Here is a 236-nt window from a genome sequence, read left to right as displayed (position 1 = left end):
CTGGACTTGGGAGCGTACGTCCCTGGCTTTGTGCACGGTGACCAGCGAGCGGAGGAGAACCTCATGCGCGGGATGCACTGGAATGGCGTGCTGCCGAGCCCGGCTCGGCCTCAGACAAGCATCACAATCGATGGTGTGCCCTACGCGGCCCTGTTGGGACAATCAGGAAGGCAGAACGACATTCTTCTTTACCGACAATGGTAAGGAAACAATGACTGAGCGGAGCGCGCCGGCGC

General features: G+C 60.6%; 1 protein-coding gene. It reads left to right on the top strand.

All coding sequences use genetic code 11. From position 1 onward, the window contains the following. On the top strand, positions 1–204 hold a 204-nt coding region (locus tag ACWGS9_RS35930; RefSeq protein ID WP_454509577.1), incomplete at its 5' end, for a hypothetical protein. Between the last annotated feature and the right edge of the window lie 32 nt (positions 205–236).

This window comes from Mesorhizobium sp. Arg314 (assembly GCF_053714275.1).
The sequence above is the reverse complement of the archived record's forward strand: the minus strand, read 5'-3'. Positions and strand labels throughout refer to the sequence as shown.